A 24,794-nucleotide genomic window follows, 5' to 3' on the forward strand; every position below is an offset into this window, starting at 1 on the left:
CACTGCCGTGTCCTGTCGCGGCCGGACTCTCATGGAGAGATGACACCACCATGCCCAGATCCTTCCTCGGCCACAGGAAGAACAACGCCCGGCCACGCTCGCTACGGGGCGCCGGACTGCGCATCCCACTGGTCGGAGCCCTGACCCTGGCGCTTTCCATACCCGCCGCGCTGACACCAATAGCTTCCGCCCAAGACGTACTAGGTGCCCCCCCGGTGCCCAAGCCCGTGAGCAACCCTGTCACGCCGGTGACCACGCCCGGCGCGAAGGCAGCACGGGAAAGGGTCGCGAAGAACAAGGCCGCCAACAACAAGCGGGCCGCCAAGGCCCGCAGCGAGCGGGCGGTGAGCTGGCCCAAGCCCTCCAAACGCACAGAAAAAATCACGGCTACCCCCGGCGACGGCATCGTCAGCGTCACCACCACAGACAAGGGACAGGGCAAGAAGGCAAAGAGCCCGGCGTCCGGCACGGCCACCGTGAACGTGCTCGACCAGAAGACCACCCGTGCCGCCGGCGTCACCGGGCTTGTCTTCACCGCCGCTGCTCAGACCCCGGGTGCCGCGAAGATCAGTGTCGACTACACCTCGTTCGGCTCCGCGGTAGGCGGGAACTGGGCCGGCCGCCTAGGCCTGGCCACCCTGCCCGCCTGCGCCCTGACCACCCCGGACAAGGCCGAGTGCCGCAAGCAGAATCCCGTCGCCACCCACAATGCTCTCGCTGAGCAGACTGTCACCGCTGAGGTGAACCTGCCCGCAGCCACACAGCAAGCTCCAGCCGCGAGCACCAACAGCGAGAACTCAGCAGGAACGGCCAGCCCGACAAGTACCACCGCACCAGCCACCGTGTTCGCGCTGAGCGCCGCGGCGGAGACGCCGTCCTCGGCGACGGGTGACTACAAGGCCACCCCGCTGGCCGCCTCCTCCACCTGGGAAGCCGGCGCATCGTCCGGAGCATTTACCTGGAACTACCCGATCACGCTGCCCCCAGCCGCAGCCGGGCCCGTCCCCTCCCTGTCGCTCTCGTACAACTCCGGCAGCATTGACGGGAGGACTGCGAACACCAACAACCAGGGTTCGATGCTCGGCGAGGGCTTCGATCTGACCTCGTCGTACATTGAGCGCCGTTACGGCTCATGCGACGACGACGGGCAGAGCGACAAGTACGACCTGTGCTGGAAGTACGAGAACGCCTCGCTCGTCTTGAACGGTCAGTCGAACGAACTCGTCAAGGACGACACCACCGGTGTCTGGCACCTCAAGAACGACGACGCCACCCAAGTTGTCCACAAGGTCGGCGCCGACAACGGCGACGAGGGCGACGACATCAGCGCCGATGGCAAGACAGGCGATGGCAAGGGCGAATACTGGCAGGTCATCACCGGCGACGGCACCACCTACACCTTCGGTCAGAATAAACTGAAGGATGCCGACGCGCAGCGGACCAACTCGGTGTGGACCGTCCCCGTCTTCGGCGACGATGCCAAGGAGCCCGGCTACTCTTCCGGCACCAGCTTCGCCGACCGCGCCAAGACGCAAGCCTGGCGCTGGAACCTCGACCAGGCCACCGACATCCACGGCAACGCCTCCACCTACTGGTACACCGCCGAGAGGAACAACTACGCACAGAACGGCGACAAGGACGACCTCGAGGCGTACACCCGCGGCGGCCACCTGGACGAGATCAAGTACGGGCAGCGCGCCGACGCGCTATTCACCGGTGTCGCATCGGGCAAGGTGACCTTCACCTACAAGGAGCGCTGCTTCACCGACTGCACGTCACTGACCGAGGACACCTCCGACAACTGGCCCGACGTGCCGTTCGACGCCATCTGCTCCGCCTCTGAGACGGACTGCAAGGCCACCGGCCCCACGTTCTTCACCCGCAAGCGCCTCACCGGCATCGACACCTTCGTCTGGTCGACCGCCGCCGAGCCCGACGCCTACAAGCCCGTCGACAGCTACGCGCTGACGCAGGAGTACCAGGACGGCGCCGACATCGGTAACAGCTCCGACCAGAGCCTCGTCCTCAGAAAGATCCAGCGCACCGCCAAGAACGGCGACCCGATCAAGCTGGACCCCGTCGACCTCGACTACCAGATGCGTGACAACCGCGTCTACACCAGCAGCCAGAACGCCCCGCGGATGAAGCGGCCCCGTCTGCAGTCCATCACCTCCGAAACCGGTGCGATCACCACGGTGACCATGTCGGAACCCGAGTGCAAGATCGGCAGCAACATGCCGAAGGCCGAGGACGACAACACGCTGAACTGCTACCCGGTCATCTGGCCGCTCAACGGCGGAGACCCGGTCCTGGACTGGTTCCACAAGTACAACGTCGAAGCCGTCACCGTCTCGGACCCCGCCGCCAAGAACGTCACCCTCGAACACTCCTACACCTACGAACACCCCGCCTGGCACTACAACGACGACCCCCTCACCCGGGAGAAGGACCGCACCTGGTCCTCCTGGCGCGGCTACCGCACCGTCACCTCCTACACCGGTGACACCTACCACACCCAGTCCAAGACGACCCGCGTCTACATGCAGGGCATGCATGGAGACAAACAAAAGGACGGCACCACCCGCACTGCCACCATTCCCGGCATCTCTATAGCCGGCTTCAACGCCACCACCGCCACTGACTACGACCAGGACGCGGGCTTCCTGCGCCAGGAAGTCGTGTACAACGGCGCCGACCCCGTCACCATCACGTACAACAGCATCTGGTACAAGCAGACCGCCAGCCAGCAGCACTCCTACGCCAACGCCAAGGCGTACTTCGTCCGCACCAGTCGCACCGGGGTCAGCACCTACCTACCCGTCAGCGGCAAATGGCGCCAGGTCGCCACCAACAACTACTTCGATAGCACCTACGGCATGAAGTACCGGAGCCAGAACTCCGGCGACACCGCCAAAACTGGCGACGAAACCTGCACCCGCATCTGGTACGCCCGCAACCCAGACATCGGCCTGACCAGTCTCGTCTCCCGAACCCGAGTCACCGCCAGCAACTGCTACGACTCCGCCGGTGAAGCGGTCACCGACGACCAGCTGAGCCTGCCCACCAACACCGCGACCCGCGGCGACATCCTGTCCGACACCGCCATCGTCTACGACAACCCCGACGCCACCGGCTGGGTCTACGCACAAAAGCCCACCCTGGGCCTGCCCACCTGGACCGGCCGGGCCAAGGCATACCCCGCCCCCAACGGCACCGCCGACCGCCACCCCGCCGTCAACGGCGGCTGGCAGACCACCACCACAACCACCTACGACACCGAAGCAGCAGGCCTCGGACGCCCCCTGACTGTCACCGACGCCAAGGGCAACACGACCACCACAACCTACTACCCAGCAGCTGCCGGGCCGCTGACCTCCACCATCGTCGCGCCCCCCAAGCTCGCATCCAACGGCCAGCAGCACCGGGTCTACACCTACTACGACCCCGCCCGCGCCACCGTCAGCTACACCCTCGATCCCAACCTGAAGAAGACCGAGAACACCTACGACGCCCTTGGCCGCATCACAGCCACCTGGGCACCCAACCGAAGCAAATCCGCCAATGACGCAGCCACCGTCACCTACGGGTACCACTTCGAACGCACAGGCCAGCCCTGGACCTCCGTCTCCACCCTCAAAGCCGACGGAAAAACCTACAAAACCAGCTACGCCATCACCGACTCCCTCCTGCGCCCCGTTCAGACGCAGACCCCCTCGGTCACCGGTGGCCGAATTCTCACTGACATCCGCTACGACTCCCGCGGCCTGGCCGTCGACTCACACGCCGATATCTACGACAGCACCACCGAACCCAACGGCGTCTACACCCAAGCCGACTTCGCCCACACACCCGCACTGACCCAGACCCAGTACGACGGCGTGGGCCGGCCCACCACCAAGACCTTGAATGCCCTAGGCGTCAAGAAGTGGACTACCACGACCAGTTACACCGGTGACTCCACTGCTATCACAGCGCCCGACGGCGGAACCGCTTCCCGCACCATCACCGACGCACTCGGCCGAACTATCGAAACCCGCACCTACGCTGGCACCACGCCCGCCGACCCTGCCTACGGCACAGGCACTGGGCCCGGTTACACCAGCGTCAAAACTCAGTACACGCCGGACGGCAAGCAGAATCTGATCACCGGTCCCGATTCGGCCCAGTGGTCCTACGCCTACGATCTGTTCGGACGCCTGACCAGCACCACCGACCCCGACAAGGGCGCCAGCACCACCAGCTATACGGTTCTTGATCAGGTCGACACGACGACCGATGCCAACAACAACACCCTCCTGTACAGCTACGACGAACTTGGCCGCAAGACCGACCAGTGGCAGACTTCCCGCACCGACGGCAACAAAATTGCCCACTGGAGCTTCGACTCCGTCCTCAAGGGCCTCCCTGATGCCTCCACGCGCTATGTAGGCGGCAGCGGCGCCACGGGCAAGGCTTACACAAAGCAGGTAACCGGTTACGACTCGCTCGGCCGCGCCACCGAAACCCGCCTCTCCCTGCCTGCAGACGAGCCGCTGGTTAAATCAGGCGCGGTCACTTCCACACTCGACTTCGAGACCGACTACCGACTCGACGGCACGGTCAGCTCCACCACAGAGCCTTCTGCGGCGGGGTTGCCCCACGAGAGCACCCAGATCCACTACAACGCGTTCGGTTTGCCCGAGCAGCTCTCCGGCACCAGCTACTACGTCCAGAACGTCGCCTACTCGCAGCTCGGACAGCTTTGGCAACTCCGGCTCGGTGTCACCAACACCAACACGGTCAGCATCGCCAACAGCTACGAAGCGGGCACCGGCCGTCTCACCAACAGCAGCGTGAGCGACGAAACGCACTCCGGCAGGCTTCAGGACCTGGACTTCAGCCAGGATCAGGCCGGCAACGTCACCAGCATCTTCGACAAAGGCACCATCGACGGCACCAGCAAGCCTGACTACCAGTGCTTTGCCTACGACGGCTACCTCCGACTCAGCCAAGCCTGGACCCCCACAACCGCCGACTGCTCCACCACCGGCCGAACCACAGCCAACATCGGCGGCGCAGCCCCCTACTGGACCAGCTACACCTACAACACCGCTGGCCAGCGTAAATCCGAAACCCTCCACACTACCGTTGGTAGCAGCACCACCAACTACAACTACGGCACCGCCACCGGCCAGCCTCACCCCCTCACCAGCACCACTGGTGGGCACTCCGCCACTTACAGCTACGACAAGTCGGGCAACACCCAGGCTCGTCCCGGAAGCCAGGCCACCCAGACCCTGACCTGGAACTCCGAAGGCAAACTCGCCTCCGCCACCGAACCACCCGCCGGCACCAAGCCCGCCCTCAACACCAGCTACCTCTATGACGCTGACGGACAACTCCTTATCCGCCGCGCCACAGGCGACGGGGACACGGTTCTCTACCTCGGCACCACCGAAGTCCGCCTTACCTCCAAGGGCAGCAGCAAGTCCATTACCGGTACCCGCTACTACAGCATTGCCGGCCAGAACATCGCCGTACGCACATCCACCATCGGCGGAATGAAGCTGAGCTTCCTCGCTGGCGACCACCACGGCACCAGCAGCCTCGCTATCGATGCCACCACCCAATCCGTCACCAAGCGCTACACCACTCCCTTCGGCGCCTCCCGCGCTACCGAGCCCGCTATCTGGCCCGACGATAAGAATTTCCTCGGCAAACCCGCTGACAAAGCCACCGGCCTCACCCACATCGGTGCACGCGAATACGATCCAGTCCTCGGTCAATTCATCAGCGTCGACCCGATCCTTGAAGTAGACAAGCATCAAACCCTCAATGGGTACAGCTACGGAGCTCAGGCCCCCACCACGAACTATGACCCGACGGGCACCTGCCTTGATCCCGGGGACGGCCACTGCCGACCGGGAAACAGCACCGGGGACCCGGATCCTGTGTACACAGACCCGGATCCGACTACTTCTGGATCCTCTGGCAGCAGTGGTGTGACTGGTACTACGGGCACTAACGGTGCCAGCGACGGAAGCCCTACCCCGTCTCCTAGCCCTGGCATTGCGCCTGAACCGGGGCCTTACGGTGGAGCCCTGATGGAGGCATCGCCAGGCGCGATTATGAAGGAAGTCGCCCTTGCCGTATGCAGTTGGATTCCGTTTGCGGGGTCTGGGTGCGACGCCTATGACCTTTCGAGGTCCGTAGATGCTGGAGACAAGCTAGGTGTTGGTTTGGGTATTGCCGGGTTTCTGCCGCTCGGTGACTTCGGGAAACTCGGAAAGCAGTTCGAGAAAATCGAAGATGCCTGGAGGATGGCTCGGCACATTCGTCAAATCGATCCCAAGAAGGTAGTGGATTCTCTGCGGGCAACCGGTCGGTTCAGGAAGTCGTCCACCCTGGCAGCGGCCACTGTGGATGTAGAAGGCTTGAACCCGATGCTTCTGGTTTCGATGAGTGGGACCGAACGTCGAGCCGGAATGGTCCCAGCTCCTGGAGATGCGATCGGGGGGTATCCACAGAGGTATATCCCCGTGGGCAGGCGTGCTGACGCGGAGTCAAAGCTGTTCAACTATCTCGCTGATAGGATAGGACCTCCTAGCGAGACGATTAGTGGGACAATTCGTCTGCATAGTCAGAATATCGTGTGCCCTTCCTGTGGAGGGGTGATAGAAAAATTCCAGATGGATTACCCGCAGATTCGCATCACTGTTACCGAGGGGTAGCACCTCGATTTCGGTCGAGGTGAAACACTGGGGCGGGGGAGTGTCCTATTGGGCTCCCCTGCCCCGTCCGCGTGTAATGAGTGTCAAGCGTGCCGAAAAGTCGAAATATTCAAGTTTCCGTAAAGGGGAAAAGTTAGTGGAAATGACGCCCGCCCGCATTGCTCTTGAGAGGGAAGAGCTTGGCGAATTGCGAAGGATCCTTGATGCGGGAGATGATGTGCATCAAGAATGGAATGGATTCACGCTTCTTCACTCTGCTGTAGATGGAGAGGTTGATGCGCATGTGCAGACAGGTGAACCGCTGCATGTGGATGCAACGGCGCTACTCCTGTCCAAAGGTGCAGATCCTGACAGGCCGTCACACGGGGGGCGGGGAGTGTCTGCACGGCACATGGCTTTTGTGTCTGGTCATTGGTTGGCTAGTGATTTGTTCGAGGCATGGACGAGGCGAGGAAAGTGAGGCCATGGAGAGAGCCTTCTCTGTCGAATAGATAGGGAATGGCGGAGGAAGGGTCTGATGCGGCCTTCGGTGATCTTGCTGCCACGTTGTGGCTGAGTGGTTGGTGCCCGATGAGCGGATTAAAAGGACGCACCTCTCATCTAGAACTCCTGCTGTAACACAACGGCTCGGGAGGCCGCCGGACGCACTTCAAGTGCAGTCCGGCCCCGCCATGCCGTGAGTTTTCGCGTCAAGGGTCCGGGTACGCGGTCGGTGACCAACCTTTGCGGCACTCCGCCACCGGGGTGTCAAACGGAGGAATTCTCATGCTGAAGGCCATCGCAGACGTGCTTCGTTCCATTGGTAGTGCCATCGCCACGGTTGTCACCCTCCCCTTCCGCGCCATCGCGCGGTTGTTCAACGGTGCGTCGAGCACGGCCCATGGTCACCACTGAGCGGGCAGGGCGAAAGAGCGGCCTTTGCGGCGACGTAGGGAGAGGAGCGTGGACGATCGCGCCCTTGTTGGCCTCGGGGATTAGCCCGTGCAAGAGGATGCACGACGCGTCGATCCGGTCTGGCGAGTCTGGGTCAGTCGGCTGCCACGTCGCCCACTCCCGTTCCAGGTCGGTGAACAGGCCCCGGACCTTGTCCTGAACCATCTGCTGGGCAATCGGTTCCTCGCGCAGCAGCTTGCCTTGCGTGGCGCGCGCCGGGTCGATCTTCGGCATCCGGACGTCCTCGGGGATCTCCCCGACCACGACGGGCTCCTCTCCCCGGAGGCGCTCGACGCAGCCTTCGCTGAGGACCTGCGGGCGGCAGCCGAGCGGCGCGGGCTGCGCATCGCGTTCGCCGCGGACACGCATCTGCACGCCGACTTCCTCTCCGGCGCCGTCCAGCTCGGCCACGACACCGGCGCCACAATCCTCGCCTCCGCCGCCGGCCGCCGAGCTTTCGACCACCAGCGCCTGGCCGACGGCGCCGAGGTCGACCTCGGCGGGCTGACGCTGCATGCCCTGGCCACCCCTGGGCACACCGACGAGCACTTGTCCTTCCTGCTGCTCGACGGCGCCCGGGAGCTCGGGGTGTTCACCGGCGGGTCGCTGATCGTGAACTCCGCCGCCCGCACCGACCTCCTCGGTACCGACCGCACCGAGGAACTTGCCCGCGCCCAGTACCGGTCGCTGAAGCGGCTGACCGCGCTGCCGGACGCCACAGCGGTGTGGCCCACCCACGGCGCCGGCTCGTTCTGCTCGGCGCCGCCCGGCACCGAGCGCACCACCACCATCGGCGCCCAGAAGCAGGCCAACCCGCTGCTTGCCGCACCCGACGAGAACGCCTTCGTGGCCCAGCTGACCGCGAGCCTGGGCACCTACCCGACGTACTTCGGCCGCCTCGGCGAGATCAACCGGCGCGGCCCGGCGGTACTGACGGCAGAACCGGCACTGCCCGGCCTGACCGTGCGGCAGGTGCGGGCCCTGATGGCCGACGGCGCCTACGTCGTCGATGTCCGCCCGGCCGCCGACTATGCGACCGGCCACGTTCCCAGCTCCCTGTCGATCCCGCTGCGCGACCAGTTCGCCACCTGGCTCGGCTGGCTCCTGCCCCACCCCCCCCCGCTCGCCTTCGTGGCAGGTGAGGACCAGGACCTGAGCGAGGTCGCCTGGCAGGCGCACAAGATCGGCTACGAGCGTCTCGCCGGCCGCCTCACGGGCGGCATGACCGCCTGGCTCGCCGACGGCAACGCGCAGGCCACCACAGCCTTCCTCACCGCCCACCGCGCCGTCGGCCGTCCCTACGTCGATGTCCGGCAGGAAGCCGAGTTCACCGCCGGGCACGTCCCCGGCGCCGTGCACATCGAGCTCGGCGCCCTGACCGAATCCGCCGCCGACGCCCCGACCGGACCGGTCGTGGCCTGCGGGCACGGCGAGCGCGCCATGACCGCCGCCAGCCTCCTAGAGCGCGCCGGCCACACCGACATCGCCGTCCTCGACGGCGGACCGGCCGACTACACCGCCGCCCACGGCCAAAAGCTCGCCCAGGGCACGGAGGACACCCGCTCGTGAACGCCACACCCACCACCACCACGACCGACGCCGCCGGGCGCCCCGTACGGCTCGGGCTACGGGAGAACTGGCTTCAGTTCACCCTCCTGGTCATCGTCAACATCTGCGTCGGCGGCCTGGTCGGCCTGGAACGCACCACCGTCCCGCTCATCGGCTCCGAGACCTTCGGCCTGACCAGCGACCTGGCCGTCTTCTCCTTCATCATCGCCTTCGGCCTCACCAAGGCGTTCACCAACCTCGCCGCCGGCGCCCTCACCGCCCGCTTCCGCCGCAAGCAGCTGCTGGTGGCCGGCTGGCTGCTCGGCATCCCCGTCCCCTTCGTCCTCGCCTACGCGCCCTCCTGGGGCTGGATCGTCGCCGCCAACGTGCTGCTCGGCCTGAACCAGGGCCTGTCCTGGTCGATGACCGTCAACATGAAGATCGACCTCGTCGGCCCCTCCCGACGGGGACTCGCCACCGGCCTGAACGAAGCCGCCGGCTACACCGCCGTAGGCGTCACCGCCCTGCTCACCGGCTACCTCGCCACCAGCTACGGCCTGCGCCCCGTCCCCGAACTCATCGGCGTCGTCTTCGTTGCCGCGGGCCTCGCCCTAGCTGTTCTGTCCCGTCACTTCGACCGCCTCGCACAGCAGCCGCCCGGCCCGTCCCGACGCCCCGGCTGGGGGCGTCACGCCTGCCGTGCACGCGCAGTGTCCAGCTCCAGCGCGAGGACCGCCGTCAGCCGGGTTTGCGCCGGGGACATGGGCTCGGCGAGCGACGCCCGGGGCCGCCCCTGGCGGGCGGGCCGGCTATGCCGCGCAGATGCTGTCGCGGGAGCTGCTGACGGCTCTTCACATGCCCCTGGTGATCCCAGATAGTGAGGTCATGGTTGACGCTGGAGTCGTCTACGGTCTTGCAGGTGCGTTAGGGGCAGCACTGATAGGGGCTGCTGCCACGATTATCGTGCCTGCCCGTCAGCATCACCGCAGAGCGGAGGAGCTCGCCCAAGCGGAGGCGGCGAGCCAACGAGCGAAGCGCGAGGAGGCCATTCAACGAGAGCTTGACCGGCTCTCCTCTCTCCGCGAGGCCGGGCGAGAGTGGATCGAGATACTCGAACGGTCCGAGCAGAGCCTCAACATGGGCGTTGCGGTGGATCTCGCCGAGTTCGACCAAGCCATCAAAGAGGCTGGCGGAAAGGCCGCCCGCTACGACTACAACCACTGGCCCGAGCACCCTCAGTACGAACTCGAAGTCGAGGTCGCAGGTGCTGCTGTCTACGACACCCTGACTCACGCCACGGGGTTGATGAGAAGGCGTGTCGCGGCGCAGGGAAGCAGCTACCACTACGGGTGGGACCTGGAGCCAGCCCAAGCCCTTGACTATGCGAAGGGGATCCGGCGCCAGTTGAACCAAGCGATGCGGGAATACGTCACGGCGATCCGCAACGGTGAACCCCCGGCAGTCGCGACGAGCGAATGGCCCCCGACATGGCCTCGCCCCGGATGACCCCATCCGCACATGTCCGGTAGCCGTAGCTATGCGAGAACAGGGCGGGGGTTGAGGAACAGCGACGTCAAAACGTGCGCTGTCGGATGCCCAGTGGTCCGGTGGAGGCGGCCTCGTAGCGGCCCGTCCGGGTGCCTCGCCAGGGCCAGCGCCACGAGGTAGGCCCTCCGTCCTAAGGTCACCGGTTCGGGTGATCGGGACTCCCCGACAGCCGGGCTCGGGCAGGGTCGAGACCAGGAAGCGGAAACGAACGCACCACGCCACGAGCGTGGTCTGTGAGAGCAGGGGTGGGATCGTGGAGGAGACCGAGTTCGACTGGCACACCGAGGAGGAGTTCGGTGCCTCGCACCGGGGGCGCCCGGGCGCGGTGCTGCGGGATGGCACGGAGCCGAAGCCGGTGTTCTTCGATCTGGGCAGCGGCACCCACTTCCACGAGACGAGCGACTGGTGGGTCTACGACGGCCACACTCGCACCGCCCCGCAGGCGTCCGCGCTGCGCGGAGCGTGCGCGTGCGGCTGGCGCGGCACGACCCTGCACCCTGTCGACTGGCAGCAGGTCGCCGCCGAGGGCCCGGAGTGGTACGACACCAGCGGGCCGCACGCGGACTGGAAGCAGCACATGACGGACGTCGAGCACCGCAGCGTTCCCGTCCCCGAGGACGTCACCGCTCTCCTCGACCAGCTGCGGGAGCGCCTGGTCGTCCTGGCCGACGACGCACCCCTGGCCGCGCTCCGCATCGTCGCCGCCCTGGAGTCCACGATCGCCGAGACGGGTGCGGTCGCCGCGCACGCGGCCCGGGCCGACTCCGAGTCCTGGGAAACGATCGCCACGGGCCTCGGGCTCACCGAGTCCGAGGCCCGTACGCGTCTTCACCGCTACGCCCGCCGCTACTGAGCGGGGCCCGGCCGCTGGACGGGCTTGCGAAGCAGCCCGTCCAGCGCCGGTGCAGGGGAGTGGCGGGGCGGCCTGCGGTTACTCGGTTAGGGGGCCGTCTTGTACTGGACGACGGAGCCGGCGCAGGGCTCGGCGTTCTTGAGGAGCGCCTCCTGCTCGGCCTCGTCGGTGGTCAGGCCCCAGCGCAGTTTCGTGGCGGTCCAGTCGACGAGGTAGGTGCAGGTGGCGGAGCCGGCGGGCGGCATCCACGCCGTCGGGTCCTTGTCGGCCTTGGAGCGGTTGGTCTTCGCGGTGACCGCGACCAGGGAACGCTCGGCGACCAGGTCGTTGGCGTAGGCCTGTCGGCGCTCGGGCGTCCAGCCGTAGGCGCCGACTGGCGGGGAGCGTCATTCCAAAGGTGCGGTATTCGGGGCTGCCCATGGGTCGTCGTCCACGTGGCCGTTGCCGGGGGAGGCGGATTCGTGCTGCTTTGTCCGGGCTCCTCACTCATCCTCCCGCTGGGTGGCTACATCGGGGATGGCGGTAATGGCTTCCGTGAAGCGGCCTTGGCGGATCAGCAGTTCGGCCAGGTCGGGTGCGGCCCTTCTGCCGGGCAGTGAGTGCAGGAGGGTGATGGCCTCCTCGACGCGCGCGTCCTGGGCGAGCAGCCACGCGATGGTCACTTCGCGGTCCTCGACCTCATCGGTCGGTAGAGCCTCGATCTCCGCGATCGCTTCCCGGGCGCGTCCCGCCTCTCCCATCAGCCACCACCGGTTGGAGCGGAGCCAGTACGCCTCGTTCTCCGCGAGGAACTCGGGGCTGCGTCCCTGTGTGAGTCCGATCGCCTTGTCGTGTTGGCCCTGATCAGCAAGGAGGATCAGGGCCGCCTGGAGGAGGTTGCTGTCGTAGAGGTCGTCGAACGTGTGCTCTGCCGCCTTGATGGCGTCGTCAAACCTGCCCTGGCGAATGAGCAGTTCCATCAGCATGCTCTCGTACCAGCCTGGAAGCCCGGCCGCAATCAGACCGCGCAGGTACGCCTCCGCCTCTTCGGCTCGCCCCAGGCTCTCCAGGGCCCTTACGTATGGATGTACAGCGGAGTGCCTGTGGGCGTCGGCAAGGTTGCCGAGCTCCTCGATCCGGCCGCATCGGGCCAGCAGCTCAGCGTAGAACACGACGTTGTTCAGCACCCCGTACCGGCGGGCGGCCACGTCCGCGCCGAGCAGCTGGATTGCCTGGTCTGTCCGTCCTGCGCGCTCCAGGACCCGGGCCTGTGCGGGCAGGACGGCCCACAGGGCGCGGAGGTCGTCCTGTTCCGGGTCACGCCGGAAGTCCTCGGCGATCGGAGCCAGCAGCTCCAACACCCGCTCGTCACATCCGAGGCCGGCGGTCATCTCCACCAAGGCATCGAGCGCCCGCGGGTCGCGTAGGTGTGGGCCGAGCACTCCGATCGCATCGTCCAGTTGCCCAGCACGCACGAGCATCTCGGCGTAGTCCCGCCAAGTGTCGAACGCATGCTCCTGCGGCTCTGCGGGGCGTGCCAGTTCCAGCGCCTGGTGGACGCGGCCCCACCGCCACAGGACGTCGGCGCCCGTCCGCACCGCCGGCTGCCATCCAGTAGCTGCGAAGGGCTCCACCAACGCCCAGGCCTGCCCGAACTCCCCTGCCGCGCACAGTCCCCGCACCGCACCCACAGCGCAGAACCAGTCCTCGCGCACGCGTGTCGCCTCCACCAGGGCCTCCAGGCCGCCGCGTTCGAGGATCTCGTCCACGAGCCGCGGCGGGACACCCCCGTCGTTGCTCAACTGCCACCGAAGATCATCTACATCCACGAGGACACGCTAGGGCACGTCACTGGCACCACCTGGTGCGGGAACCTCGCACTGCTGTGACCCTCCGTCGAGTGCGGCTTGGCGAGAATCTGCTTCCCGGGTGGCCTGTCGGCCGACTGGTTCGCCTCGGCGGGCTTCAAGGTAGGAGGTCCAGTCGGTGGTGGCGCATCGGCGCCATTGCTGGGCAGTGATGACGTGCAGGCCGAGCATGGGGGGCGAGGATCGCGGGCGGCAGGTCCTGGGCGAGTTGGACCAGTGCGGTGGTGCGGGCCGGACGAACGGGGATGTGGTGAGCGGTCAGGCGCCGGGCAAGAACGGTGGAGGAGAGGTGTCGGCCGGGCCGGGTGCCGGGGAAGAGCCATCGGCGTGGGGAGTTCGCGGCCCAGCCGCCGGGCGTCTTCTGCCCGGTGAGCTTGGTGAGAAGGAGGGTGAGGGGTTCGGGCAGCCGGATGGCGGTGCGGTCCAGGATGAGGACGGTGTGACCGTCGACGGTGGCCAGCGCGTCGGCGGGCAGGGCAGCAATGCGGGTGACGTGCTGGCCGAACAGGAGTAGGACGGCTCCTGCGGCGCGGACCTCCAGAGGCAACGCGGTGTCGGTGAGGCACTGCTGGAGGAGCTCCCAGTGGGAGTCCTCGTCGAGGCCTTCGGGGTCGGCCTTCGGTCGGTGGGGGACGAGCAGGTCGCGGCTGTGGCCACGGCGGGCGGCCCAGACCACGAAGTCGCGGACCTCGTAGTGGGTGCCGGGGCCGCCGGCGAGCCAGGCGTCGACCTCGTGCTGGGTGACGTCGGCGAGTGCCAGACCTCGCTCCTGCATGGCGGTAAGGAACGCGGCGGCCAGGTTGATCCGGGTGTAGGCCCAGCGAATGCGGTGCTTGAGGCTGGCCCGGCGGTGCGCGGCCCTGCGCGCCCGGGGCAGCAGTGACCAGCGGACGTAGGGGCGAAGGAGCGGGGATCCAACTTCCGCGCGTCGGTGACCTCGACCTCGTCGTAGTACGAGCGCCAACTACCCCCGGTCAGGGCGCACCGGGCACCCTGGTCCGGTGCGGTGACCGCCTCGGCGATCAGGACTTCCTGCCGGGTGCTGCAGCCGTCGCCGTCCTCGTCGACCCAGTGCTTGAAGCTGTCCCGCTCATAGCCGGTGCGCTTCTCCGCCGCGACGGGAATCTTCTTGATCGCCTCGGCCAGGGACAGGTCGCCCCCGTCCGGTGCTCCGCCGGGCGCGCCGGAGGGGCTGGTGGTGCCCGACTCGGTGGTGGCGGGCTTGGGGTCGGTGGCGTCAGTCGTGCCGGCGGTGCAGCCGGTCAGGACGATGGTGGTGAGCAGGGCGGCGGGCAGGAAGCCGAGGCGGCGCAGGGTCACGGAGCACTCCAGCAGGTTCAGGGGCGAGCTGACGGGCACTCATGATCGCAGCGAGCTGGGTCCTGTGACCTGCCATCACTGCGACGGTCACCTGATCGGGGAAGGCAGGTCCCAGGGGCCGCAGTCCGCCCCTGGCTGCGCCTTGCACGGTGCGCGGCGCGGGCGGCGCTCCGGAGCCGTGGTCCGAAGTGGCGGCGCCGGGATGTACGAGTCGTGGGAGAACACACCGAGAACCAGGAGCACGGCGTCGAACCCTCGCGGACGTCGCTCACCGCGGCCCGCGCCTGGGAGATGATGGCAGGGATTGCACAAGGCCGTTCGGCGCTCCGTGGCGGTCCGCGCCGCGCACGCCGTCCGCGTCTGGCTCCCCTGCTACCTGCTCTCGGTCTCGCATAGAAACGGCCCTCCGCCCCGCCCGGCACAGAAACAGCGCGACCCAGGCCAAAGTTCCCTCTACTGCGCGTACCGTGAAGGGAACTACCTGCCGGGAGGACGAGATGAGCGCACAGCCCGACCATGCACCCATCACGCCGTACGCCCCCGCGCCGGGAGCGCCGGCCGAACTCCTTGCCCAGCTGCGCGCCAGCAGGCGTGCGAGCACATGGGTGCCGGCGTTCGAGCACCAGTGGGCGGCCGCCCTTGAGGAATCACGACGCACGTTCTCCCTCGCCGGGCTGTACGAGGTCATCCAGGACTGGCAGGGCCGCATCGCGCACGCGCCGGCCGTCGACGCGTTCGTCACCTCCGGCTTCGACGACAGCGACGCCATCGACCTGGCGGAACTCCGACGGCGGCGCAGGTGAGCCCGTCACCGTACGCGGTCCGCATCTCCGCCGCGGCCGCCAAGACCCTCGACGTCCTGCCCGAGCACGCCGAAGACACCGCATGGGACATCCTGACCGCGGCCGCCGCCGACCCGTGGGGCTTCCAGAAGTTCGACGCGGACGATGACGAGGGCGAGGACATCCGTTACGCGGCCATCGGCCAGCTCTCCCTGACCTACTGGATCAACCGGCGCCTGCACAGTCTGACGGTCCTGAACATCGTCTGGCTCGGGTAGCAATACCCGCTCCATCGGCGAGCCTCGCTCTGTCAGGGGGGCTGTTGCTTTGCTTCCGACAGCGCCTACGCGCCTTCGCGGGTGCCCGCTTCGATCTTGTCGACTGCCTCACTGGCACCCGGACGACTCCGGGTTCCTGGTCGGCGCGCTGCAGTCCCCCGTGCCCGTGCGGAACGCAGTTGCTACGCGACAACGCCACCGCCCTGATCGCCCGCTCGCTGGCCCGCCGTAGGGAGGCACCCGCCTGCCTGAAACGGCGGGCCTGCCCTCTATCGGAAAGCCACGTTCCAGCGCTGTTTCGGCCGTGGCGCCGTCCGGACCTGTCAGCGACACAGTCCCGTGTACGGGGGAGGAAGGGGCCAGGTCCTGCAGCCTGCGGGCGGCGGCTGCGTTTCTGGTCCCGTGGCGGGTCCAGACCCGCTCAGTCCCGTACGAAGAAACACCAGGTCAGAGGTAGTGGTCCCATCAGTCACGGGACTGACGGGACTGAGCCTGCCAGTTATCACCTACATATGAACTGTCGTGTACACGCGAGCGCGCGCATACAAGCAGTGGTGTATGCAGCTTATAACTGGCAGGTTCAGTCCCGTCAGTCCCGTGAGGTAGGCCCATGAGTCGCTGACCTGTGCAAATGTGTAACGGGACTGAAGCCCGCAGCGGCTGACGGGACTGAACTCTCGGCGGCGGCGTTTTGAGCGGGCCCGGCTCTGCGGGACTGACGGGACTCAAGTTTCGGGACACGAGAGCAGAAGGGCTACCAGGGGCGGGGGAGTGGACTACGCTCTGTTTCGCAATGCCGACAGTTCAGTCCCGTCGGTCCCGTTGGACCCGCCCCTTCACGGGAGACGGGTGACAGCCGGGGGCCGGACGGGGCGATGTGATCCCGCACGTATTCGACAAGGACAGCCGTTGTTCCGTCAGCCCCAGAAACCGTCGACGGTTCCCGCCGCGCTGAACGACGGTGCGGGCGGCATGGAACGCCTCCTGGACAGGCCAGCGGCGGCGGCCCGCCGGGGCAGGGCCGCCCGGTGCAGGTTGCGAGCCGGGTGCCGAGCTCGTCTTCGAGGACGGTCATGAACGCCGAGCCGACGGGTTTCGACGCGCAGAGCGCAGCCCAGCAGATCCTCGACCTGGCGGTAGAGCAGCCGTTGCTGCCGGCCCAGCAGTCCGACGCCCGGTACGCGGTCCCTGACGCGGGTGTGCTGCCTGATGCGCTGACCGACCGCGGGAACGCGAAGCTGTTCGCCCGCCTCTACGCGGACCGGTTCCGCTACGTAGTCGGCATGGGCTGGCACTCGTGGGACGAGTACCGATGGAAGCTGACCGGTGGCGAGGAGGCCGCGGTCTGGGCGGCCGGTGACATGGCGGAGAGCTTCGCCGACACCGACCCGAAGGGCCGTTTCAGCAGCCGCGACATTGCCGCGCATCGCAGGCGCTCGGAGTCGACGGCCGGTGTGAAGGCCATGCTCTTCCAGGCCCAGGCGGCCCCTGGCATGCGCCTGGACCCTCAGGTTCTGGACGGCGACATCTACGCTCTGTGCACGCCGGGCGGGGTCGTGGACCTGCGTACGGGGAAGCTCAGCGACCCGAACCCGCTGAGCGACATGCACTCGCGCGCCACCCAGGTCGCCCCCCGGGCCATGCCGATCCCGAGGTGGCAGCGGTTTTTGAGCGACACCTTCGGCGAGGACGAGCGCGGGCTGGAGACCACCGGCTTCCTGCACGTGCTGCTTGGCTACTCGATCACCGGTGACGTCGGCGCCCAGGTCCTGCCCTTCCTCTACGGCACCGGGGCGAACGGCAAGTCGGTCCTGCTCGAAGTCATCACCCAGATCCTCGGCGACTACGCGAACGCCGCCCCGCCAGGCTTCCTGATGGAGAAGGGGAAGTTCGCCGAGCACAGCACCGAGCTCACCGAGCTCCACGGCCGGCGGATCGTGGTGTGCAGCGAGCTCAAGCAGAACGACAAGTTCAACGAGTCCCGGGTCAAGCTCCTGACCGGCGGCGACCGCATTACCGCCCGCCGCATGCGGCAGGACTTCATGACCTTCGCCCCGACGCACAAGCTGTGGCTGCTGGGCAACCACCGTCCCGAGGTCGGCACTGGCGGGCACGCGTTCTGGCGCCGTATCCGCCTCATCCCCTTCGAGCGCACCGTCCCGAACGAGCTGAAGATCGACAACCTTGCCGCCGAGTTGGTCCAGGACGAGGGCCCCGGCATCCTGCAGTGGCTGATCGACGGCGCCCGCCGCTACCTCAGCACCCGCGACCCGCTGACCGGCCCAGATTCCGTACGCGTGGCGACCGCCGCATACGAGACGACTGAGGACCACATCGGCCGCTTCCTCACCGAACGCTGCACCCGAGGCACCGACGGCCGTCCGAACCCGGATCTGCGGGTCGAGCAGAAACTGCTCTACGAGGTCTACGGCCGCTGGTGCTCGGAGGAGATGATCCGCCCCTCCACGAGCCGGGCCTTCGCCGCCCGCATCCGCCAGGAACTCGGCCTGTCCTCACCTGCGGACATGATCAAGAACAACGCGACCAAGCTCTACCCCGGTCTCGCTCTCCTTGCTGAGGACAACGACGGGGAGGGAACACCGTGAGGCCGAGGACTGGCAGCCCGAGGCCGCGGGAAGAACGACAGTACGATGGAGGGCGCCCTCCACAGCATCTCCGCTCGCCTCACCAAAGGCGGGCAGTATGAACGCAGCATCTGCCGGCGGGCACCGGGCCGCAGACCACCAGGAGGCGACATGAGCGCGATGCCACGGGAAGGCGATCTCGCCCAGGAAGCCGAAATCGTCTGGCTGGAAGGCATCGAGGACCTCGACTACGTCCGCCAGGCCCTCGACAAGGTCACCACCCGCCGGGGCAAGCCCCGCTACGAACGCGACGGGCGGCTCGTCGGCTACACCAACCTCTCGCCGAAGGCACGGGCGTTGCCGGACAGCGGCCTGTTCGTCCGCCGTACGTTCTTCCTCCTGCCGCACGACCGCCCCAACCAGCCCGGCGACCCCGACGGCCCGTACGCGGTCGGCTCTCCCCTGGAAGCCGTCGATCCTCGCACCGTCAACGTGGGCAAGCCCGGTGCCAAAACGCCCCGCTCCCAGGCCACCGCGGAGATAGAGACCGCTTCCTCCTGAGCCGGAGTCGTGGCTCCCGACGCACCGTTCTGCATGCGGGGACGATCCGATACGGCGCTGACTTCCGCCGGTGCATGCTGATCTTCTGATGTGTCCGGATTGGCTCCCTGCCCCTGCCCCGTCACGGTATGACATGGGTTCAACGTGTGAGAGGGCCGACGGGGGAGTGTCTGGGTATGCGTGCGCTGCTGTTCGTCGTTGTGGCGGTCCTTGCTGGGACGGGCTGGTACTGGTCCAGGTACCCGGGCAAGTGGATCTACGCCTTCAGTGCCGCGTACGCGGAGCAGCGGTCGAAGCTCCGGAGTCGGCGGCGGGACCTGCGCGCGATGGACAAGGAGGCCGCCCAGGTCGAGAGGACCGCGAAGCAGGAGGCCGATCAGGCAGAAGCCGTCTACCGGCAGGGCATCCGGGTGCTGGAGAGGGAGATCAAGGCGCTTTCGGACCCGGGCAAGGGCCGGCTTGTGAAGGGCCCGGTCGGTGACATCACCTTGTACGAGCACGTGGTCGTGCTGAGCGGCCAGTCCCCGGCCGTGATCCCGCTTGTCGGGCTGACGGCCGTGTTCCGGTCCGATCCCGTCTACATGATCGACCTGACGGAGCCCGGCGGCCGGACCCGCCGGGCGAAGTACCCCCGCCACCGCGACCCGGACGACGAGAACGTCCCGTTCTTCACCTCGGAGCAGCTGAGCGACTTCACCCTCGACATCCTGAACGCAGCGGCCGACGAGCACGATTTCCGAGCACGCAAGAAGACCCGCCTCCCGCAGGCCCGCAAGGAGCTGGAGGCGGCACGGGCCGACACCGCAGCACGCGACGAGGCACTGGAGAACTTCCGCACGATCTGCGCCTGGCAGAAGAACAACCCCCGCCGCAAGACGCTGCAGGCCGACCTCGACGCGGAGCGCCATCGATGGCAGCAGCTCACCGGGAAGATGCCCCGGCGATAGACCTGTCCGGTCTTGCCCCCGGCGGGCTGACGGTTGCTTCCTCGCCGCCTGAACCGTGGTTCGCAGCGGCTGATCGGTCGGCCCCGCACGCCCTCGGCGCCCGTGACCCCGGCAGGCTCCTTCCCGCGGAAAGGGTCGCCCTGATCAGGAGGAGTCGGTAGGCCGCGCTGAAGCCGCTCAACGAAGCCCCCGCATCAAGGAGGACTCGTCCCTGGTGCGGCCGGCGGACTCGGCCGTCGACCGCATCGGCCACCACCCGGCAGCGCCGGAGCATACGGCAGGAGCAGTCCTCCATTGCCGGGTGGCCGGTGGCTCCGGCCACGAGCCCGACCCGCCTTCGCATTTCCGCGTCGTACGCGTGCGGATGGTGGATTCATCGGTCCGCCTGACTGTTGAGGACCGGTGGGTCCGCATTCAGAATTGGTGACCTCGGTGAGCGCTTGGTCGTGAGGAGAACGAGCGCCAGGGGTGGCGGAGGGTGGCGTACTCAAGAATCGTATGACGAAATTTTCGCAGGCCCTGAAGATGGCGAGAGCGCGCAGTTTCGCTTGCCTCTGGCACTGAATGCGAGGGCGAAGCGGCGTGCCCCGAGCCGTCGCGCCGCGCCGCTCGGTTCCTAGCTATGGCGCGGCGTCATGCCGTCCGAAAACTTCCGGAGAGGGGGCACGCACCGGGACGCCCCGTGTGCGTGATGACCTGCAATGATGGCGGATATTTTGCGAGAGGCTGGGCCCGAGTACCTTGCTGGTCTCCTGGTGTTGGCGACCGGGGCCCTGGCCGGCGCTCTGGTCCGCACGGTGAGGCGCCGCACGGCAGCCCGCCGAAGAGCCGCTGATGCGCGACTCGAAGAAAATCTCTGAAATTTGCCGCACTTGAACGGAGCCTTCATGCCGTCACAAAAAAACGTCGTCCGAAGAACGACAAATAGCGTCGTCAGTAAGACGACAAATTCCAGACCGAGCGAAGAGAACACTCGCGAGGCAGCCTGGTGGCATTTACACACCGTCCCCGAGAACGGCCCGAACGAATGGGTCGGAGAACTCGCCCGAGCGACCGCCGAGTTCTCCATCACCGACCGCGACCTGACCGGCGTGGCCGCAAAGTACGACCACGTCGTACGACTCACCCGCTATCGCGACCCGCACATCGACGAAACCAGCGTGCTCGCCGCACTGCTGACGATCCGGACACTGCGCGACAAGCTCGAACTCGACGAACGCCAGCTCATCTCGGCTGCCCGCACCCTCAAGGTCACCTGGAGCCGCATCGCCCACGCCTTAGAGCTCAAGAGCCGACAGGCCGCCGAGCGCCGCTTCCTCCAGCTCCGCGACGACCTCGACGACATCGCCAGCGGCGACCTGACCCAGGCCGAACGCGTCGAAGTCGCCCGCGCCCGCCGCAACCGCCGGGCCGAGTCCATGTGGGCCATCAGCAACGCCGCCCGCATCATCGCGCTCTCCCTGCGCCTGGACGCCGTCCCCGGCCTCCAGCAGCGCGCGGACGAATCACCCGCCGCCCAGGCCGCCCACCAACGGGCAGCCAACGGCGCCGTCTTCCAGGGCAAACCCGTCCCACCCCGCACACCCATGCTGTGGCCCGCACGTCTGCACGAGCTCGTGCAGACCTACCAGGGACACCAGCGCGCCAACAACGAATACCGCGCACGACCCAAGACCCCCGGCCCCGACGAGGACACCCGCCCACCAGCCGGACTCCTCACGACCGTCGCTTTCGACCGGCTCGTCCACGAGCTGTTCGGCCTCATCGGCCACGCCCTGGACGTAGAACTGAGCCCACACGCGGATATCGCCGCCGACGTCCAGCAGCTGTACGACGAAGCCGGCACCGCCTCCCCCCGCACCGGCCACCGCCAGCCCGACACCGGCCAGGGCACAGCAGATCGCTGAGCACAAACTCTGGCAACCCATGCGGCCCGGCCGTAAGGCCAGGGCCGCATCGCAGCGCCGCCTCGCGTTCGTCGCACGGCACCCGGGAGGGGGCCGTGCGCGGTGGCACCGGCGGCGCCTGCCTCAAATGGGGCTGCGGACCACGCCTTCGCCGACACACGGCTCGCCTGGCCGCGATGGCCCGTACGCGGTCGGCTCACCCCTCGAAGCCGTCGAACCTCGCATCAGCAACGTGGGCAAGTCCGGAGCCCAAAGGTCCCGCTCCCAGGCACCGCGGAGACACAGGCAGTCTGCTCCTGAGCCGGAGTTCAAGGGCTCGAACCAGAAAGCGTGCTACCGCCTCGGCTGACGTCCTCGACGTTCAGCACGGGCAGCGGGCCAGCTCCGGGCACCGGTGAGTGGTTGCGGAGCAATGCTCAAGACCTGTGGATCGGACTCGGGAGGGTGCCTCGCGGAACGCGGAGGGCGTACCTTCCCGAGTGATCGATTTCTGGTCATCGAGTAGGCCCGCGTTGCAGCGCGGGTCGGGAAGGCAACGCCCGTGCTGAGCGTAGTCAACGAGGACGGCACCACCCCAGATCGGCTCCCTGATGGATGACATCGTCCGTGAGGGAGCCCGTCGGATGCTCGCCGCGGCCCTGGAAGCCGAAGTCAACCAGTACATAGCCGAGTTGGCGGGCGAGCGGGACGAGGCCGGTCGCCGTCTGGTGGTCCGCAATGGTCACCACCGGGAGCGGACGGTGGCCACCGCCGCCGGGCCGATTGCGGTGAAGGCGCCGCGGGTGAACGACAAGCGGGTCGATGGCGAGACGGGCGAGCGCAAGCGGTTCTCGTCGAAGGTCCTCGCCCCCTGGTGCCGGAAGTCCCCGAAGATCAGCGAGGTTCTGCCCCTGCTCTACCTGCACGGTCTGTCCTCCGGCGACTTCGTGCCCGCGATGGAGCAGTTCCTCGGCTCGGCCGCCGGGCTCTCGCCGGCCACGGTGACCCGGCTGACCAAGCAGTGGAGCGACGACCGTGCCGCCTTCCAGGACCGGGACCTGTCCGGGTCCGACTACGTGTACGTGTGGGCCGACGGCGTCCACCCCAAGGTGCGCCTGGGCCAGGCCCGTTCCTGTGTCCTGGTCCTCATGGGCGTGCGCACCGACGGCAGTAAGGAGCTGATCGCGCTAGCCGAGGGCCTGCGCGAGTCGACCGAGTCCTGGGCCGACCTTCTGCGGGACTGCCGCCGGCGCGGCATGCGCGATCCCGAGCTCGTCGTCGGCGACGGAGCCATGGGTCTGTGGCGGGCCCTGGCCGAGGTGTTTCCGCAGGCCAGACATCAAAGGTGCTGGGTTCACAAAATCCGGAACGTGGTCAACGCCCTGCCGAGATCGGCCCAGCCCGGCGCGAAGAAGGCGCTGCAGGAGATCTACAACGCCGAGGACCGCGATCACGCCGAGACGGCGATCAAGGACTTCGAGCGCGCCTACGGCGCGAAGTGGCCCAAGGCCGTCAAGAAGATCACCGACGACGTCGATGAACTCCTGGCGTTCTACGACTTCCCGGCCGAGCACTGGATCCACCTCCGCACGACGAATCCGATCGAGTCGACCTTCAGCACGGTGAAGCTGCGGACCAAGGTCACCCGCGGCGCCGGCAGCCCGGCCGCGGCCCTGGCGATGGTGTTCAAGCTCGCCGAGTCCGCCCAGGCCCGCTGGCGCGCGATCACCGCACCCCACCTTGTCGCCCTCGTCCGCAACGGCGCCCGCTTCGAACGCGGCGTCCTGGTCGAGCGTGAGCAGGAGGCTGCAGCATGAGTGAGCGCGAGGAACGCCCGCTGCTGTTCCTGGACGTCGACGGACCTCTCCTGCCGTTCGGCGACGGCCCGCAGCGCGAGCCGTCGGGCACCGCGACAGATTCGCACCTCACGCGGCTCGACCCGCGCGTCGGACCTCGCCTCGCGGCACTGCCGTGCGAGCTGGTCTGGGCCACCACCTGGGAAGAGGCTGCGAACACCGACATAGCACCTCGGCTCGGCCTGCCGCCCCTGCCGGTCGTGCACTGGCCGGAACCCTCCGACGCGCATGAACGCGAGGACCAGTGGTACGGGCTCCACTGGAAGACCCGAACCCTGGCGGCATGGGCGGACGGACGCCCGTTCGTCTGGGTCGACGACGAGATCACCGACGCCGATCGGGACTGGGTGTCCACCCACCACCCCACCCCGACCCTCCTCCACCGCATCGCGTCGTCCCGCGGCCTCACCAACGAAGACTTCGCAGTCCTTGATCAATGGCTACGGGCCACCTGAGGTTCCCCACGGTGATCCACAGGAATTGACAATTGCTCGCCGAACCGTACTGGAGGGCTCTGCTCTGTCCGGCCCGGCTCAGTGGTGGTTGTTCAGCAACCCCCAGGCGCACAGACATCGTCCCGTCCGGCAGCTCCTCAACACGCTGTCGCCCGACCGTGGCCTTCCGCTGCGCTGGAGTCGTAGAGCCTCAACGCCTCGCTGAGGCCCCAGGACGCCAGAATCGGTCCAGGTACACGGTGGGCGCGGGCCGGACGTCCAATGCAGCCCTCGCGGACAACCCGCCGCCCACCATCGTGTGGTGGTCAGCGGTCATGGTCTCCGAAAGCCCTTTCGCGAAGGGCGGTTGCCTCCCTCGTGCGTCCGGCGTCTGTGTAGGAGATGGCGAGGTTGTGGCGGGCGTTGAGGGTGTCGGGGTGGTCGGGGCCGAGGAGTCGTTCACGGTCGGCGAGGACGCCTTCTTCGAGGGTGATGGCGTCGGTGGTGCGTCCAGCGTCTGTGTAGGAGATGGCGAGGCTGGCGCGGGCGCGGAGGGTGTCGGGGTGGTCGGGTCCCAGGAGTCGTTCGAAGTCGGCGAGCACGCCTTCTTGGAGGGTGATGGCGTCGGTGGTGCGTCCAGCGTCTGTGTAGGAGATGGCGAGGCTGGCGCGGGCGCGGAGGGTGTCGGGGTGGTCGGGTCCCAGGA

Annotated in this window: 17 protein-coding genes and 3 pseudogenes; 15 read left to right on the forward strand and 5 right to left on the reverse strand. The window is 67.4% G+C overall.

Annotated features, from left to right (window positions below; all coding sequences use genetic code 11):
- Window positions 1–215 precede the first annotated feature (215 nt).
- The 7 genes from AB0L33_RS30465 to AB0L33_RS30495 all read left to right on the forward strand — a co-directional run bounded on the left by AB0L33_RS30465 (window position 216) and on the right by AB0L33_RS30495 (window position 11,592).
- Window positions 216–6,710 (forward strand): RHS repeat-associated core domain-containing protein, encoded by a 6,495-nt coding sequence (locus tag AB0L33_RS30465; RefSeq protein WP_365686552.1) that lies wholly within the window; start codon window positions 216–218, stop codon window positions 6,708–6,710.
- 76 nt (window positions 6,711–6,786) lie between these two features.
- Window positions 6,787–7,170: an ankyrin repeat domain-containing protein gene (locus AB0L33_RS30470; RefSeq protein WP_365686554.1), complete on the forward strand. Its 384-nt coding sequence runs from the start codon at window positions 6,787–6,789 to the stop codon at window positions 7,168–7,170.
- Between the two features lie 305 nt (window positions 7,171–7,475).
- A complete protein-coding gene (locus AB0L33_RS30475) occupies window positions 7,476–7,604 on the forward strand; it encodes an LPFR motif small protein (RefSeq protein ID WP_263576300.1) in 129 nt (42 codons plus the stop codon).
- A 240-nt stretch (window positions 7,605–7,844) separates the two neighbouring features.
- Complete coding sequence (locus AB0L33_RS30480) at window positions 7,845–9,212, forward strand: MBL fold metallo-hydrolase (RefSeq protein WP_365686556.1); 1,368 nt, start codon at window positions 7,845–7,847, stop codon at window positions 9,210–9,212.
- Entirely contained in the window at window positions 9,209–10,069 is an 861-nt protein-coding gene (locus AB0L33_RS30485) for an MFS transporter (protein ID WP_365686557.1), read from the forward strand. Before AB0L33_RS30480 ends, AB0L33_RS30485 begins: the two co-directional genes overlap by 4 nt.
- Window positions 10,070–10,076: 7 nt before the next feature.
- On the forward strand, window positions 10,077–10,697 hold the full coding sequence (locus AB0L33_RS30490) for a hypothetical protein (protein ID WP_365686559.1): 621 nt from the start codon (window positions 10,077–10,079) through the stop codon (window positions 10,695–10,697).
- A gap of 295 nt (window positions 10,698–10,992) precedes the next feature.
- On the forward strand, window positions 10,993–11,592 hold the full coding sequence (locus AB0L33_RS30495) for a hypothetical protein (RefSeq protein WP_365686561.1): 600 nt from the start codon (window positions 10,993–10,995) through the stop codon (window positions 11,590–11,592).
- A gap of 86 nt (window positions 11,593–11,678) precedes the next feature.
- Here the strand turns inward: AB0L33_RS30495 and AB0L33_RS30500 are convergent.
- The 4 genes and pseudogenes from AB0L33_RS30500 to AB0L33_RS30515 form a co-directional block, all read right to left on the reverse strand.
- Window positions 11,679–11,963, reverse strand: a pseudogene (locus tag AB0L33_RS30500) (DUF1524 domain-containing protein); the annotation flags it as partial.
- Window positions 11,964–12,074: 111 nt separating this feature from the next.
- On the reverse strand, window positions 12,075–13,340 hold the full coding sequence (locus AB0L33_RS30505; RefSeq protein WP_365686562.1) for a hypothetical protein: 1,266 nt from the start codon (window positions 13,338–13,340) through the stop codon (window positions 12,075–12,077).
- A 196-nt stretch (window positions 13,341–13,536) separates the two neighbouring features.
- Window positions 13,537–14,214, reverse strand: coding sequence for a hypothetical protein (locus tag AB0L33_RS30510; protein WP_365686582.1), 678 nt, complete (start codon window positions 14,212–14,214; stop codon window positions 13,537–13,539).
- A 137-nt stretch (window positions 14,215–14,351) separates the two neighbouring features.
- Window positions 14,352–14,798: pseudogene (locus AB0L33_RS30515) on the reverse strand (HNH endonuclease); the annotation flags it as partial.
- Between the two features lie 458 nt (window positions 14,799–15,256).
- On the opposite strand from AB0L33_RS30515, the gene AB0L33_RS30520 reads away from it, so the two are divergent.
- From AB0L33_RS30520 to AB0L33_RS30555, 8 genes and pseudogenes are all read left to right on the forward strand, one after another.
- Window positions 15,257–15,562 (forward strand): DUF6247 family protein, encoded by a 306-nt coding sequence (locus AB0L33_RS30520; protein ID WP_365686563.1) that lies wholly within the window; start codon window positions 15,257–15,259, stop codon window positions 15,560–15,562.
- Window positions 15,559–15,819, forward strand: a complete 261-nt coding sequence (locus AB0L33_RS30525; RefSeq protein WP_365686564.1) for a hypothetical protein — start codon at window positions 15,559–15,561, stop codon at window positions 15,817–15,819. Before AB0L33_RS30520 ends, AB0L33_RS30525 begins: the two co-directional genes overlap by 4 nt.
- A gap of 1,073 nt (window positions 15,820–16,892) precedes the next feature.
- Window positions 16,893–18,425, forward strand: a complete 1,533-nt coding sequence (locus AB0L33_RS30530) for a phage/plasmid primase, P4 family (RefSeq protein ID WP_365686566.1) — start codon at window positions 16,893–16,895, stop codon at window positions 18,423–18,425.
- Window positions 18,426–18,575: 150 nt separating this feature from the next.
- Window positions 18,576–18,965: a DUF6009 family protein gene (locus AB0L33_RS30535; protein ID WP_132904647.1), complete on the forward strand. Its 390-nt coding sequence runs from the start codon at window positions 18,576–18,578 to the stop codon at window positions 18,963–18,965.
- 176 nt (window positions 18,966–19,141) lie between these two features.
- Window positions 19,142–19,912, forward strand: a complete 771-nt coding sequence (locus AB0L33_RS30540; RefSeq protein ID WP_365686568.1) for a hypothetical protein — start codon at window positions 19,142–19,144, stop codon at window positions 19,910–19,912.
- Window positions 19,913–21,003: 1,091 nt separating this feature from the next.
- Entirely contained in the window at window positions 21,004–21,819 is an 816-nt protein-coding gene (locus tag AB0L33_RS30545; protein ID WP_365686570.1) for a hypothetical protein, read from the forward strand.
- 541 nt (window positions 21,820–22,360) lie between these two features.
- Window positions 22,361–23,615: pseudogene (locus tag AB0L33_RS30550) on the forward strand (IS256 family transposase).
- Complete coding sequence (locus AB0L33_RS30555) at window positions 23,612–24,109, forward strand: HAD domain-containing protein (RefSeq protein WP_365686571.1); 498 nt, start codon at window positions 23,612–23,614, stop codon at window positions 24,107–24,109. Before AB0L33_RS30550 ends, AB0L33_RS30555 begins: the two are co-directional and overlap by 4 nt.
- 305 nt (window positions 24,110–24,414) lie before the next feature.
- Here the strand turns inward: AB0L33_RS30555 and AB0L33_RS30560 are convergent.
- Window positions 24,415–24,794, reverse strand: a 380-nt coding sequence (locus AB0L33_RS30560; RefSeq protein ID WP_365686572.1) for a tetratricopeptide repeat protein, incomplete at its 5' end; no start/stop codon positions are given.

The organism is Streptomyces sp. NPDC052299 (assembly GCF_040679335.1).
GTDB lineage: Bacteria > Actinomycetota > Actinomycetes > Streptomycetales > Streptomycetaceae > Streptomyces.